Annotated in this window: 13 protein-coding genes; 4 read left to right on the forward strand and 9 right to left on the reverse strand. The window is 61.2% G+C overall.

The window, feature by feature from the left end; translation table 11 throughout:
- Nucleotides 1-368 precede the first annotated feature (368 nt).
- From KGB24_RS22440 to KGB24_RS22455, 4 genes are read left to right on the forward strand one after another with little or no spacing between them, the layout of a single operon-like run.
- Nucleotides 369-1,520, forward strand: a complete 1,152-nt coding sequence (locus KGB24_RS22440; protein ID WP_223416294.1) for an efflux RND transporter periplasmic adaptor subunit — start codon at nucleotides 369-371, stop codon at nucleotides 1,518-1,520.
- Entirely contained in the window at nucleotides 1,517-2,203 is a 687-nt protein-coding gene (locus tag KGB24_RS22445; RefSeq protein ID WP_223416293.1) for an ABC transporter ATP-binding protein, read from the forward strand. The genes KGB24_RS22440 and KGB24_RS22445 overlap by 4 nt, the downstream gene beginning before the upstream one ends.
- Complete coding sequence (locus KGB24_RS22450) at nucleotides 2,203-3,414, forward strand: ABC transporter permease (protein WP_317846469.1); 1,212 nt, start codon at nucleotides 2,203-2,205, stop codon at nucleotides 3,412-3,414. Before KGB24_RS22445 ends, KGB24_RS22450 begins: the two co-directional genes overlap by 1 nt.
- Nucleotides 3,414-4,610, forward strand: a complete 1,197-nt coding sequence (locus tag KGB24_RS22455; RefSeq protein ID WP_223416291.1) for an ABC transporter permease — start codon at nucleotides 3,414-3,416, stop codon at nucleotides 4,608-4,610. The genes KGB24_RS22450 and KGB24_RS22455 overlap by 1 nt, the downstream gene beginning before the upstream one ends.
- 55 nt (nucleotides 4,611-4,665) lie before the next feature.
- Here KGB24_RS22455 and KGB24_RS22460 read toward each other — a convergent pair whose 3' ends face one another.
- From KGB24_RS22460 to KGB24_RS22500, 9 genes are all read right to left on the reverse strand, one after another.
- Nucleotides 4,666-5,361: a tRNA (adenine(22)-N(1))-methyltransferase gene (locus tag KGB24_RS22460; RefSeq protein WP_317846468.1), complete on the reverse strand. Its 696-nt coding sequence runs from the start codon at nucleotides 5,359-5,361 to the stop codon at nucleotides 4,666-4,668.
- A gap of 161 nt (nucleotides 5,362-5,522) precedes the next feature.
- A complete protein-coding gene (locus tag KGB24_RS22465; RefSeq protein WP_008033385.1) occupies nucleotides 5,523-5,981 on the reverse strand; it encodes a MarR family winged helix-turn-helix transcriptional regulator in 459 nt (152 codons plus the stop codon).
- Between the two features lie 223 nt (nucleotides 5,982-6,204).
- Nucleotides 6,205-7,602 carry an MFS transporter gene (locus KGB24_RS22470; protein ID WP_008033386.1) on the reverse strand — a complete coding sequence of 466 codons (1,398 nt, stop codon included), beginning with the start codon at nucleotides 7,600-7,602 and terminating at the stop codon, nucleotides 6,205-6,207.
- A 574-nt stretch (nucleotides 7,603-8,176) separates the two neighbouring features.
- Complete coding sequence (locus KGB24_RS22475) at nucleotides 8,177-9,160, reverse strand: GlxA family transcriptional regulator (protein WP_223416289.1); 984 nt, start codon at nucleotides 9,158-9,160, stop codon at nucleotides 8,177-8,179.
- Between the two features lie 114 nt (nucleotides 9,161-9,274).
- On the reverse strand, nucleotides 9,275-10,273 hold the full coding sequence (locus tag KGB24_RS22480) for a 4-hydroxyproline epimerase (protein ID WP_223416288.1): 999 nt from the start codon (nucleotides 10,271-10,273) through the stop codon (nucleotides 9,275-9,277).
- A 12-nt stretch (nucleotides 10,274-10,285) separates the two neighbouring features.
- Nucleotides 10,286-11,137, reverse strand: coding sequence for an ABC transporter permease (locus KGB24_RS22485; RefSeq protein WP_192415871.1), 852 nt, complete (start codon nucleotides 11,135-11,137; stop codon nucleotides 10,286-10,288).
- The gene (locus KGB24_RS22490; protein WP_223416287.1) at nucleotides 11,134-11,982 is read right to left on the reverse strand and encodes an ABC transporter permease; all 849 of its coding nucleotides are present in this window, start codon (nucleotides 11,980-11,982) and stop codon (nucleotides 11,134-11,136) included. The genes KGB24_RS22485 and KGB24_RS22490 overlap by 4 nt, the downstream gene beginning before the upstream one ends.
- Nucleotides 11,979-13,097 carry a glycine betaine/L-proline ABC transporter ATP-binding protein gene (locus KGB24_RS22495; protein WP_008033396.1) on the reverse strand — a complete coding sequence of 373 codons (1,119 nt, stop codon included), beginning with the start codon at nucleotides 13,095-13,097 and terminating at the stop codon, nucleotides 11,979-11,981. Before KGB24_RS22495 ends, KGB24_RS22490 begins: the two co-directional genes overlap by 4 nt.
- Nucleotides 13,098-13,171: 74 nt before the next feature.
- Nucleotides 13,172-14,020: a glycine betaine ABC transporter substrate-binding protein gene (locus KGB24_RS22500; RefSeq protein WP_008038804.1), complete on the reverse strand. Its 849-nt coding sequence runs from the start codon at nucleotides 14,018-14,020 to the stop codon at nucleotides 13,172-13,174.
- Nucleotides 14,021-14,026 lie beyond the last annotated feature (6 nt).

Below are 14,026 nucleotides of genomic sequence, written 5' to 3' on the forward strand. Positions count from 1 at the left end.
TTCGAGCACGAAAACCAGTCGCGCCTACCCGGTCTACCTAGACCTGCGTCACTAGTTTGAGACCTTGAGTCCAACACGCAGCTATCGGCCAATTTGAGCCAATGCTGACCGACAGCCTGGGCTGCTTGAAGACATTCGGGTATGAGCAAAGCGTGGCACAGTTTCCGGGGATATTTCGACGTCGTAGCGTCGTCGCGGCAAGGAGTTTTATTGAGTTGCCACGGCTGGGGAATAGCTGTTGCGAGAGAAATAAATCTCATTCGCCATTTTTCTGACGTTCGTCTGAAAATCGTCGGATAAATGGCGCTTCGCGTTGAGCTTTTACCTTCCTGACCTAGGCTCAAGCCATGTGGGAGGAGGTGCAGTCCATGCGCAAATTATTGATTGGCTCGTCGATGCTGGCCTGTCTGATGGTGCTTGGCGGCTGGTTGAGTCGACCACAGCCGTTGCCGGTCAGGCTGCTAGAGGTTGAGCGGGGGCCGGTGGAGACGCTGGTGGCCAACACTCGCGCGGGTACGCTGAAGTCCTGTCGACGCTCGCATCTGTCCTTCAATGTCGGCGGCCAGGTTGCCGAGTTGCTGATCGGCGAGGGCCAGCGGGTTCAGCCGGGTCAGGTGCTCATGCGCCTGCGACAGGACGAGCAACAGGCCCGGCTGCAGGAGGCCGAGGCGCGGCTGGAGGCCCAACGCAACGCCCGCGAACAGCGCTGCCAGCAGGCTAATCTGGACCGGCGCGACCTCGATCGCCTGGGCCTTCTGGCCGACCGCAAGTTGGTTGCCGCCGATCGCCTCGATCAGGCCGAGACCAAGGCTCACCTGGCGAAGCTGATGTGCAGTGCCACTGCCGTGCTGATCCGCGAGGCCGACGCCAGCCTGCAGTTGCAGCGTTCACTGCTGGAGCAGACGACCCTGCGTGCGCCATTCGCCGGCATAGTCGCAGAAATCAACGGCGAACTCGGCGAGTTCGTCACCCCTTCGCCGCCGGGTATTCCCACGCCGCCGGCGATCGACCTGATCGACGACAGCTGCCTGTATGTCGAGGCGCCGATCGATGAGGTGGACGCTGCCCGGGTTCGCCCCGGAACCGCCGTGCGGATTAGCCTGGATGCCTTCCGTGGCCAGCATTTCGCCGGCCGCGTCAGCCGCATCGCGCCCTATGTGCGTGAACTGGAGAAGCAGGCGCGCACCGTCGATGTCGAGGTGCGCTTCGACCAGCCGCCGGCCGATCTGGTCCTGCTCACCGGCTATAGCGCCGATGTCGAGATCCTCTTGGAGCAGCGCGCACGTGCTTTGCGCATCCCCACCGAGACCCTGCTGGAGGGGCAGCACGTGCTGCGATATGACCCGACCGCCCGGGTGTTACGCGAGGTGGAGGTGCAAACCGGGTTGAGCAACTGGCGCTGGACCGAGGTGCTCGCAGGGCTGGACGAGAACGCGCGGATAGTCGCCAGCCTCGAGCAGGAAGGGCTCAAGGACAACGTGGCTGTGATCCCGGTGGATGCGGCGGAGACTGAGCAATGATCCGTCTGCGCGGCGGTAGCCGCAGTTTCCAGTTGGGCGAGCAGCAGGTGATGGGGCTGGACGGCCTGGATCTGGACATCGCCGCCGGTGACTACATGGCGGTGATGGGCCCGTCGGGCTCGGGCAAGTCGACCCTGCTGAACATCCTCGGTTTGCTCGATGCGCCGAGCGCCGGCGAATACTGGCTGCAGGGCGAGGCCACGGCGACGCTGAGCGAGGCGCGGCGCGCCCAATTGCGCAGCCAACTGATAGGTTTCGTGTTCCAGTCCTACCACCTGATCGCACGGCTGACGGTGCTGGAAAACATCGAGCTGCCAATGGTCCTCGCCGGCATCGGCGCGGCGCAACGGCACAAGCGCAGCAGCCAATTGGTGGCGCGCCTGGGGTTGGGCGATCGCATTGCCCACCGCCCGGCCGAGCTGTCCGGTGGTCAGCGCCAGCGCGTCGCCATCGCCCGGGCGATGGTCATGCAACCGGCGCTGTTGTTGGCCGACGAGCCCACCGGCAATCTCGATAGCCAGGCCGGTGCCGAGGTCTTCAGCCTGCTGGAGGAGCTCAACGGCGAGGGCCTGACCCTGATAGTGGTGACCCACGACGCCAGCCTGGGCGCCCGCGCGCAGCGCCAGTTACACATGCGTGACGGGCGAATCCACACTGCTGCGCCGCAACGGGCGCTAACCTGATGCGCGCTGCCGATGCCCTGGGCTTCTGGCTCGGCGCCTTGCGTGGGCATCGCTCGCGCAGCCTGATGCTGCTGCTGGCCATCGCTATCGGGGTGGTTGCGGTCAATCTGCTCACCGGTCTCGGCGCGGGTGCGCGGGCCTTCGTCCTGAACGAGTTCTCGCTGCTCGGGCGCGACATCCTTATCGTTTTCCCGGGCCGCAAGGAAACCACGGGGCGCTTGCCGCCGCTCACCGGCCTGACGCCGCACGAGTTGACCTTGCAGGACGTCCAGGCCATCACCCAGTTGCCGGGCATCCGCCGGGTCGCGCCGCTGCAGGCCGGGCAGATGGAGGTGATAGTCGGCAACCGCAATCGTGAGGTACTGACCCTGGGCACCACCCGGGACTTCTTCGCCATTCGCCAACTGACGGTCGTCCAGGGCCAACCCCTGCCGGCGCTGGACCCTGAGCAGGCCGAGGCCGTCTGCGTGATCGGCGGCAAACTCCGGCGCGAGCTATTCGGTGCGCGCCCGGCCCTGGGTGAATGGTTGCGCGCCGGCGACCGGCGCTTCCGGGTGGTCGGCATCCTCGGTGAGCGGGGCGAATCCCTGGGGATGGATTTCGCCGAGATGTTGATCATCCCGGTGGCCAGTGCCCAGGCCTTGTTCAATCGCGAGGGGTTGTTGCGGGTGTTTGTCGAGGTGCGTGGTCCGGGCTTTCTCGACCGTAGCAAGCGGCTGATACTCGCCGCGCTCAAGGAGCGCCACGAGGGTAAGGAAGACATCACCCTGATCAGTCAGGACAGCCTGCTCAGCGCCTTCGACGACATACTCGGGGTGCTGACCCTGGCGGTCGCCGGGATTGCCGCGATCAGCCTGCTGGTGGCAGGCATCCTGATCATGAACGTGACCTGGATTGCGGTGAGCCAGCGCAGCGCCGAGATCGGCCTGCTCAAAGCCATAGGTGTGACGGCGGCGCAGCTGCGCCTGCTGTTCCTCGGCGAGGCGGCGCTGCTCGCCCTGACAGGGGCGCTAGCGGGGCTACTTCTGGCCGAAACCTTGCTCTGGCTGGGGCGCCTGGCGTTCGATCTGCCGCTCTATGCACCCTGGTGGGCGCGGGCTAGCGCGGTGCTGCTGGCACTCGGCACGGCGCTGCTGTTCGCCTGGCTGCCGGCCGCTCGGGCCTCGGCGCTGGAGCCGGTGGCGGCGCTGCGCCCGCCGGGAGCGCACTGATGCGCTGGCGAGATGGTTTCCGGCTGACCAGCTCGGCGCTGACCTGTCGCCCCTTGCGCAGCCTGCTGACCCTGCTCGGGGTAGCGATCGGGATAGCCGCTGTGGCGCTGCTCACGGCCATAGGCGAAGGCGCGCGCGGCTATGTGCTGGAGAACTTCTCGCAGTTTGGTACGCGGATCATCACCGTGCGCCCGGGCAAGACCCAGACCAGCGGCCTCGGCGGTCTGCTCGGCAGCGTACGGCCACTGACTATCAGTGATACCGACGCCCTGCGGCGCTTGCCACATGTCGAGGCGGCGGTGCCGATCATTCAGGGCAGCGGGGATATCCAGTTCGGTCAACTGAGCCGACGCAGCGACATTCTCGGTGGCGGCCATCAGATGGCGCAGGCCTGGCGCATGCAGCTGAGCCTGGGCGAGTTCCTGCCCGTGGCCCGTGACGGTCGTTCGCCGCCCTATGTGGTGCTCGGCCATCAGCTGCGTGTCGAGCTGTTCGGTGCACGCAATCCGCTGGGCGAGCTGATCCGCGTCGGCGGCGTGCGTTTCCGGGTGATCGGCGTGATGGCGGAGAAGGGCCAGTTGCTCGGCTTCAACCTCGACGATATCGCCTACATCCCGGTGGATTGGGCAGAAAGCCTGTTCAACCACACCGGGGTGGTCAAAGTCCATGTGGTGTTCGGCGCCGGCACCACTTCTCGGGCGTTGAGCCGGCAGATTCGCCAGGTGCTCGGCGAACGGCACGGCGTGGAGGACTTCAGTCTGAGCACCCAGGACGACATGCTGCGCAGCTTCAACCGCGTTCTCGGCACCCTGAGCCTGGCCATCGCTGCCTTGGGGGGCATTTCCCTGTTGGTCGGCGCCGTCGGCATTCTCACCATCATGACTACCACTGTGGGCGAGCGCACGGCGGAAATCGGCCTGTTGCGGGCGATTGGTGCCAGCCCGCGGCAGGTGCTCGGGCTGTTTCTCGCCGAAGCGACGCTGCTGTCCCTGGCCGGTGGTCTACTTGGTCTGCTGTTGATGGGCCTCCTGCTCGGACTACTGCATCTGGCCATGCCGAGCCTGCCCTTGGCGCTGCAGCCGCTGTTTCTGCTGCTGGCGCTGCTGCTGGCGGCGGTGCTCGGCATTCTCGCCGGCTTGGCTCCGGCACTGCGGGCGGCCCGCCTGCATCCGGTGGCGGCTCTGCGCAGTGAATAGCGGCCAGGTCAATGAGCCTGACGGGCTAACTTGCGTACAAACCCCAGAAACGTACTCAAGCCAGCAACTCACTAATCCACCGCGCCTGCCGGGCAACATCCTGCACCTTCTCCTCAGGCACAGCCTGCCGCGCGCGGGCGAACTGGGTCAGGGTCTGTTGCTTGTGGCGCAGGATGCGCTGCCATTTGACCAGGAACGCCGGGGTGCGTGCCTGCATCTGCAGCGGGCCGAAGTACAGTTCTTCGGCAGTGTACGTCACCGGTCCGGCGCGCTCGGCGACGATGATTTCGTAGTCGAAACGGTTTTCGCGCAGCACTTCTTCGCAGAGGATGCGGTAGCCATTTTCCATCAGCCATTGGCGCAGTGGCTGTTCGCCGCCGTTGGGCTGCAGGATCAAGCGTTCCTGGCCGCTCAGTTGCGCCTTGCCGCTGTCGAGGATGTCGCGGATCGTCTCGCCGCCCATGCCGCAGAGGCTGATCGCGGTGATCCCGTCTCCCGGTTCGATTGCCGCCAGGCCATCGGCCAGGCGCACGGTGATGTGCTGGTCCAGACCGTTTTCGCGCACGGTGCGTTCGGCCGAGTGGAACGGCGTCAATGCCACCTCGCCCGCCACCGCCGACGCGATGGCGCCACGGCGCATCAACGCCACCGGCAAATAGGCATGATCCGAGCCGATATCGGCCAGGCGCGCACCGGCTGGCATATGCGCAGCCACACGCTCCAGGCGCATGGACAATGTCTGTTCGTTCAACTGCAGTTCCTTTTCACCACGGATGTCCGGCACCGTTGGCATAAGTGCGAGCCGCACATGATGCTTGGTGAGGGTGGCAGGGTAAAGCGCCGGCGCGGGTTGTGTGATGAACTGCCTGTCGTCTTGCCTTCGGGTAGACAGGCTCGAACGGTTGAATCGCCCTACTCCCGGTCTTTCGTCGTACGGATGAGGTTGCCCCGTAACTTGACGATTGCCTGCTGCAATTGCACGAAGTCGTCGGCATCCAGACCGGTTTGCGGGAAGCCGTCTTCGGAGAGACCTTCACGCAATTTTCGCCCCTCTTTTGTGAGGCTGATCCGCACCTGGCGTTCGTCTTCCGGATCGCGCTGGCGCAGCACATACCCCATGGCTTCCAACTTCTTCAGGATCGGAGTGAGGGTGTTGGATTCCAGGAACAGTTTTTCGCCGAGGCTACCAACGGTCTGGTTGTCTTCCTCCCACAGCGCCACGAGGGTGATGTATTGCGTGTAGGTGAGTCCGAGCCGTTCGAGCATTGGCTTGTAAGCCTTGCCGAAGGCGAGGTTGGAGGAATAGACCGCAAAACACAGGAAGTCGGAAAGTTTCAGGTCGAGGGCGGATGTCTTTTCAGTGGGTTTCATGAGCATTCTCCGGGCCAAAGACAAATGGATCGCAAGGCCCGACTATACATCGCATGCGATGGTGTCGGAAGTGCTCGTTCCTCTGATGTTCGTTATCCACGTGCCGCCGGCCCCGTCGGGTGTCACCCCTCACCCGGGTGACACAAGAACTGACCAGCATGCGAAACGGAACCGGTGACGGCTACAAGCGCCGTCTACCGGTTCAACCTCTCAAGCCAGCCGATTACAGATCGGTGATTTCCTTGTGGCGCGGTACCAGCAATTTCATCACGCTCCACGCCACCAGGTAGGCCACCGCACAGATGGCGAACATGATCATGTAGCCGGTGTGAATATCGTTGATCGATTTGTAGTAGTCGAACACCCAACCGCCAAGCTTCGTCATCGCAACCCCGCCCATGCCGCCGGCCAAACCGCCAATGCCGACCACTGACGCGATGGATTTTTGCGGGAACATGTCAGACACGGTAGTGAAGATGTTGCACGACCACGCCTGATGCGCCGACGCCCCGATGCCGATCAATATCACCGGTACCCAAAAGCTGATGTAACCCAGTGGCTGAGCCAGCAACACCAGCAGCGGGAAGAAGGCGATGACCAGCATGGCTTTCATCCGGCCGTCATACGGCGCATCGCCACGTGCCATGAAATAGCTCGGGAACCAGCCGCCGCCGATACTGCCGACCATGGTCATGCTGTACAGCACGGCCAAAGGCAACACGATGGCCGCGCCCTTCATGCCGTACTGCGCCGACAGGTAGGTTGGCAGCCAGAACAGGAAGAACCACCACACACCGTCGGTCATGAATTTGCCGAAGGCGAACGCCCAGGTCTGGCGGTAGGTCAGCAACTTGAACCACGAGACTTTTTTCTCGGCAACGCCCGGTGCCGGGGTGGCAATCACCTGCGCATCGCTGCGAATGAAGGCCAGTTCCTCAGCCGAGAGGCGTTTTTGATTTTCAGGTTTTTCGTACAGCGCAATCCACACGGCCACCCAGACAAAGCCCAGCATGCCGATCACGATGAACGCCGCTTCCCAACCCCACAGGGCGGCAATCAGCGGCACGCAGATCGGCGCCAGGATCGCGCCCACGTTGGCACCGGAGTTGAAGATACCGGTGGCGAAGGAGCGTTCCTTCTTCGGGAAGTATTCGGCCGTGGCCTTGATCGCGATCGGGAAGTTACCCGCCTCGCCTATCGCCAGCACCGCGCGGGACAGCATGAAACCGGCAATCGAGACCGGGATCACCGCAAGACCGAACGCACTGCTCACCGCCGCGATGCCCTCGCCCATCGGCACTGAAAAGGCATGCATCATGGCGCCGGTCGACCAGACAGCGATCGCGATGATGTAGGCCTTCTTGGTGCCGATCTTGTCGACGAAACGGCCGGCAAACAGCATGGATATCGCGTACACAAACTGGAAAACGGAAGCGATGTTGGCGTAGTCGCTGTTGCTCCAGCCAAATTGCGTCGACAGATCCGGCGCCAACAGGCTGAGCACCTGGCGGTCGAGGTAGTTGACGGTGGTGGCGAAGAACAACAGTGCACAGATCGTCCAGCGATATTTGCCGACGGACTGGCCGACACGTTGCGCATTGATGGGCTCGTTCAGATTCATGGCATCACTTTATTATTGGATTGTGGTGATGATCTCTCGGTTTCAAGCGAGATCAATTCTTACGCGCAGCGAACTGCTCTGTGGCTATCGTCAGACGAGTAGCACGTGCAATCGGGAGGTTGCTACAGATAACGGGGATGACTGAGCGCCTGGGCAGGCAATCAGGACCGGACCACAAGAAGCGGTATGCGGGAAGGCTGGAAAGCGGATTGAGTTCATGATGGGACCCGGTTTTTGTTTTTAGGGGTGTAACATCGTATGTCGTCGTACAACTGCGCCTTTTATAACGACTCCCCTACCCGGCTGTCAATCCGGAAAATGGCCGTTCGTCTCGACAGACAACACGCCGAACGGCAAAGGCTGTGCCGCCCTTGAAGAGATTAGTGGTCCGGGTGTGGCCGTGGGTATTTGAAAACCAGATAGTCGTACGACAACGCATGTCGTGACAAACACTTCAACTGTAGGAGCGAGCCTGCTCGCGATGGACGTAAACGAAAACGCGTGTTATCTGGCTAAACGCGGTGTTCTGGAGTCCTTCGCGAGCAGGCTCGCTCCTACAATTTTCGAGGGGGGCTTATTTGACCAGCCGTTTTTCCTTCGACGGCCTGTACCCGAAATACGAGCTGTAGCACTTGCTGAAATGACTCGGTGACACAAAACCACAGGCCACCAGCACATCCACCTGGGACAGTTCCGTGTGTTGCAGCAGGCGACGCGCTTCGGTAATGCGCAATTCCATGTAATAGCGCTGAGGCGTGGTGCCGAGCTGTTCCTTGAACAGACGCTCGAGTTGGCGCCGAGAACGGCCTGCGTAAACGGCCAACTGCTCCAGCTCCAGAGGCTCTTCGAGGTTGGCGTCCATCAGTTTCACCACCTCGCGCAAGGGTGCGCTCACGCAGACATTTTCCGTCGGTTTGATCCGCCGGTAACGCGACTCTTCGAACGCGAGGATGTCCTCGATCCCTTCGACAAGAGCCTTGTCGTGCAAGCTCTTGATCCAGTCCAGCGCCATGTGGAACGCGCCCGAAGGACTGGACGCCGTGAGCCGGTCCCGATCAATGACAAAAGGCTCACTGGTGACATGCGTCGCTTTCGCCACTTCCGCGAGCGCGGGGCGATGTTCGGGGTGAATCGCGCAGCGATAGCCGTCGAGCAAGCCGGCACTCCCGAGGAACCAGGCGCCATTCCACAAACCGGCCAGGCTCACGCCATGGTCGGCGGCCGCTCTCAACAGACTGGTCAACTCGTCAGAGGCCTTCAGCTCGGTCCTGTAACCACCGCAAATGACCAACAGATCGAGTTCGTGCACGACGGAGCAATCGATGCGCGCATCCGGCCGGATGACCAGCCCCAGATCGCTGACGACCTCCCCGTCGTGCAAGCCGAACGTGCGCGACGAGAACAGTTTTGGCCGTAGCAGATTCGCCGTGACGATCGTATCCAGCGCCTGCGTAAACGCCGGCAGCGAAAAATGTTCGAGCAGCAAAAAGCCTGTCCGTGTCAGCTGAACAGGCTCGTCGGGGTTGTCGTTCAGATAGCGAAGATTTTTCCCCTTCATGCCTCCGCTAAATTGGCGTCGTTCGATCAAAGTTTTTGGCACTCGGTTACGGCGTAGATAAAACCTAATGCTACCTGCTGACGCTCAAAACACCCTAGCGCCATTTACACCTGATCATGCCAACTGAAAGCCATGACGAAGCGGGTCCTTGTCATCGACAAAAATGGTGTTGTGCCCGGTAATCTGCGCCCAGCCACCGATGCTGGGGCGAATGCCGTAGAAAGGGCCGACTTTCTCCGCAGACTCGACTTTGCCTTCGAAGATCGTGCCGATCAGGCTCTCATTGCGGAACGTCTCGCCCACGCGCAACCGGCCCTTCCCCACCAGCTGCGCCATCCGCGCCGACGTCCCGGTGCCGCCGGGAGAGCGGTCAATCGCCTTGTCGCCGTAGAACACCGCACTGCGGCCATCGGCGGCGGTGCCGTGTTCGTCGTCGCACCAGATGACATGGTGGACGCCACTGATCCGGTTGTTTTCGGGATGCACGGGATCACACACGCCTGCCAATGCCGAGCGAAGTTTCTGACTCAGGCTGACGATGTCTGCGGTCGTCATCCCTGTCAGGCCGGCCCAACTTTCTTGTGGTTCAACCACTGCATAGAAATTGCCGCCATAGGCAATGTCGACGGTGAAGGTTCCAACGCCCGGCACCTCGACCACCACGTCGGCGCTGTGCAGGTAGCTGGCCACGTTGAACAGTCGGATCGAGTCCACGTATTCGCCGCTCATGACGTAATCGACATCGACGCGCCCGGCCGGTGTTTCGATGGCCAGCCGACCCGGTTCGCGCGGCGTGACCAGGCCCTCTTCGATCACCACGGTGGACAAGCCGATCGTACCCGCCCCGCACATTGGCAGGCAGCCGCTGACTTCGATGAACAACGCGCCAAAATCGCAATCGTCGCGGTTCGACGGGTAGATGATCACGCCGGACATGATGTCGTGCCCACGGGGTTCGAACATCAGCGCGGTGCGAACCCAGTCATGGTCACGCACGAAAATCTCACGGCGTTCGGCCATCGAAACGGATGGCAGCAGAGGCCCACCGCCGGTCACGACCCGCACCGGATTTCCGCACGCATGGGAGTCGACACAAAAAAAGCTACGTCTCATTCTGAAGGTCTCTCAAAGAAGTGCGCGTGGGGAGTGACGCTGCAACGCGCCGCGTGTCAGCCGGTCCAGCAACAGTGCAACTGCGACGATCGCCAGACCGGCGCGCAGCCCCAGGCCCATCTCCATTCTGGAGAGACCTCGTGTCACTTCAGCACCGAGACCTCCGGCACCAACCAGGCCCGCCAACACCACCATCGCCAGGGACATGAGGATGCATTGGTTGAGCCCGACCAACAGCGTCGGTGCGGCCGTCGGCAGTTCGATCTTGAACAGAATGTCCCGGGGTGAAGCGCCGGACGCCTGGCCCAGTTCCAGCAGGTCTTTCGGCAACTGTTTGAACGCCAGGGTGGTCAGCCTGAGCATCGGCGGAATGCCGTAGACGATGGTCGCGATGATTGCCGGCACTCGCCCGAGGCTGAACAGCATCACGGCGGGAATCAGGTAAACCCACGGTGGCACGGTTTGCATGATGTTGAGGATCGGCAAGAAGGCTTCATCCACGCGCTTTACCCTTGCCGCCAGCACACCGAGCGGAAAGGCGATGGCCACCGAGATCAACACCGCCACCGAGACCAGCGCGATGGTTTGCATGGAGGCCGCCCAAAGGCCGGCGAACAGGCAAAACGCCAACATCAAGGCGGCAAACACCGCGACGCGTTTGTTGGCGAAAAAGAACGCGCCGACCACGACGATGGCGATGAACAGATAAGGATGCGGCGCCAGCAACGTGGACTCCACCGCGCCCAGCACCGCCTCGATGACTTGGCTGATGCCTTTGAACACACCGTGCAGATTGGCGTTCAGCCAATCGACTGCGGGCGCCAGGAATTCGCCCGGGGAAAATTGCAGTTCTGAGGCACTCATTGGCTTTCTCCCATCCGCGAGCGGGCAGCGTGCTGCGCCAACCGATCCAGGATCATGGTCAGAATGACGATGGCGATGGCCGCGTTGATCGACTTGGCGATATCCAGTGTGCGAACGGCGCCGTAGATCGACTCACCCAGCCCGCCGGAGCCGACGATGCCGGCGATAACCACCATGCCGAACGCCATCATCAAGCTCTGGTTCACCCCGGCCATGATGCTGGGCTTGGCGAACGGCAGGCGAATCTTGAAGAACATTTGCCAGCCAGTGACACCACTGGCATCGCCCAGCTCGATGAACTCTCGCGGGGTCATCCGAATCCCCAGGGATGTCAGGCGTATCGCCGGCGGCACGGCCACGATAAAAGTCGCCAGCAGTGCGGTGGCCGGGCCGTAGCCCAGCAGCGCGATGGCCGGCAACAGGTAGATGTAGGGCGGCATGGTCTGGATCAGGTCCAGCACCGGATCGACCACGCGATCAACCGACGGCGCGAGGCCGGCCAGCACGCCCAATGGAATCGCGACCACCAGCGCCAGTACGGTGGCCGTCAGCACCAGCGCAAGCGTACTGACCGTCTCTGGCCACAAGCCGATCACGTCGCAGAACACCAGCGCGAGGCCCGCGAGAATCGCGAACCGGGCGCCCACCACCCGCCATCCGATCAGGGCGATGGCCAGCGCGACGAGGTAATACGGCGGATAGGCAATGCACCAGAGCACACTTTTGTAGACGCCCGTCAGCAGTGCATTGACGCCGTCGAACAAAAACTCGCCGTGATCCGACAGCCATTCCAGACTCGAGTCGATGGTCGTGTCGAATTGATCGGAAAAGTCCGGAATGCTCATGTCGATGCCTCCAGAACGGTGTCGGTTGTTGAAGCCGAGAATTCATTCGGAATGCCCTGAACGCCGCGAAGCAAATCGCGCGGCGTAATGATGCCCACCACCACGCCGTTGTCGATGACTGCCAGCGCGTCGCGCTCGGACTTCATCGTCAATCCGATCAGTTCGTTGATGTCTGCGCCCAGCGAAGTCTTGCTCAGCCTGGAAATGTCGCATCCCGGGTTTGCGACCTTGAAAGGCTCGACCGGCGTCATGACCGAGTGCGCCTTGACCAGGTGCAGCCGGGAAATACCTGCCACAAATTCCGCGACATAATCGTCCGCCGGGTTAAGCACGATTTCCTCGGCGGTGCCGACCTGGATGATCACGCCATCCTTCATGATCGCGATGCGATCACCGATGCGGATGGCCTCGTCCAGGTCGTGAGTGATGAAAACCGCGGACTTGCCAAGCTCCTTGGTCAGCTGGCGAAACTCGTCCTGCAACTGCCGGCGAATCAATGGATCAAGCGCACTGAACGGCTCATCCATCAAAATCACTTCAGGGTCGGCAGTAATGGCGCGGGCCAGGCCGACACGTTGCTGCATGCCGCCAGACAACTCCGTGGGGTAACGCGATGACCATTCGCTCAGCCCTACTTTGGCCAGTGCCTGCTCGGCCACTTTGTACCGCTCAGCCTTGCCGACGCCCTGCACTTCCAGACCGAATGCCGTGTTCTCCAGCACCGTTCGATTGGGCAACAACGCCACACTCTGGAAGACCATGCCGATGTGACGCGCCCTCACCTCTCGAAGCTGTGCCGGCGTCAGGGAAGACAGGTCCTTGCCTTTGACCAGCACTTTGCCTGAGCTCGGTGTGATCAGTTTGTTGAGGAGCCTGATCAAGGTGGATTTGCCACTGCCGGACAAGCCCATGATGCAGAAGATTTCGCCTCGTCGAACCTGGAGGCTGACGTCGGAGACCCCGACCACACAGCCGTAGTTTTGCAGGATCTGAGTCTTGGTCAGCCCTTGCTGAGTGACAGCGTTCATCGCTGCCGGTGCGGCTTTCCCGAAGATTTTCCAGACTGACTGGCAATCTATCAGCACTTCGTTAGTGTCTATTTTGGCCGTTGTCATTTTCGTAACCCGTGAACCAGTTTTCTGGTTTCTCTAATGAATCAAAGGGCGGCAGTGGCGTAAGGCATCAGCAATCAGTTCTTGATATTTTCCCAGCGCTTTAGCAGCTCGCTGTGGCTATCGGTCCAGCCCTTGATGGCCTGTTCCATGGTCTTGCCATCTTTGACTTCGGCGTTCATCGCGGTGATGTCGGCGATTGGCACGTACACGCTCGCCATCAGTTCACGCGCACGCGGATTGCTTTCAGCGAAGCCTTTGTGGCCGATCCAGTAGTAGCCTTGCAGCGGCGGGAAAATGCCTTTTGGATCTTTCAGGAATTTGAGATCGAATTTCTTGGTCATCCAGGACGGATCCCAAACGGTGACGACCACCGGCTCTTTACGGTCGACTGCCGATTTCAACGCCGCCGTCATTGCCGTGGTACTGCCTTCCACCAGTTTCAGCTTGAGGTCATAGGCCTTAACCACATTGGTCGCATCGTTCATCAGGCCGGAACCCGGTTCGATACCGATGATCTTGCCGCCCAGTTTTTCCGAATTGGCGTTCAACTGGTCGATGGAATCGATGTCGACATAACTCGGTACCGCAAGCCCTTGGTAGAGGCCAAACGAAACCGGCGAGAGTTTCTCGATTTTGTTCTTGTTTTTGTTCCAGTAATCGTTTGCCGCATAGTCCGTTTGCGACGCCAGCACTTGAACATCACCTTTGCTTAATGCCGCATAAGCGATGCCCCACTCGGAGAACTCTACAACTTTTACGGTATAACCAGAGTCTTCAAGCACCTTCTTGGTAATACCTGTAATTGGCGTCAAGTCCTCCCACGTCATAGTACCCATGGTGATATTTTTTTCTTCGGCGTGAACTGGCAAACACATAACGCCGGCCACAGCGACAGCGCAGACTGCCTTCCAAATCTTTTTCATGGCGTG

Source organism: Pseudomonas sp. BF-RE-25, from assembly GCF_019956105.1.
GTDB lineage: Bacteria > Pseudomonadota > Gammaproteobacteria > Pseudomonadales > Pseudomonadaceae > Aquipseudomonas > Aquipseudomonas migulae.